This window comes from Salinarimonas soli (assembly GCF_008386575.1).
In the GTDB taxonomy this organism is placed as follows: Bacteria; Pseudomonadota; Alphaproteobacteria; order Rhizobiales; family Beijerinckiaceae; genus Salinarimonas_A; species Salinarimonas_A soli.
The window spans coordinates 1-243 of record NZ_VUOA01000290.1 but is presented as its reverse complement, the minus strand read 5'-3'; the positions used below and the strand labels follow the sequence as shown (position 1 = coordinate 243).

Sequence of the window (243 nt, the reverse complement as noted above, 5' to 3'; positions counted from 1 at the left end):
GGACCTGGCCCACCACTTGAGGCCCGCCGTGGATACGCTACATCGGGTCACAAATCTAATGACCCGCTTCACGGATATCGCGCATGCCAGCCAAGGTCGTCCGCACGGTTTCGCTCACCCCAGAGCTAACGGCTCTCATCGACGCCAAAGTGGCGACTGGCCTTTACGGCAGCGCAAGCGAGGTCGTGCGCGCTGGGTTACGTCTGCTTTTCGAGCAGGACCGCCGCGATAAGCAGGCTGCCG

The 243-nt window shown here is 62.6% G+C and carries 1 protein-coding gene; it reads left to right on the top strand.

The features are described from left to right. Positions 1-83: 83 nt before the first annotated feature. Positions 84-243, top strand: a 160-nt coding sequence (locus tag F0L46_RS25960) for a type II toxin-antitoxin system ParD family antitoxin (RefSeq protein ID WP_149822455.1), incomplete at its 3' end; no start/stop codon positions are given.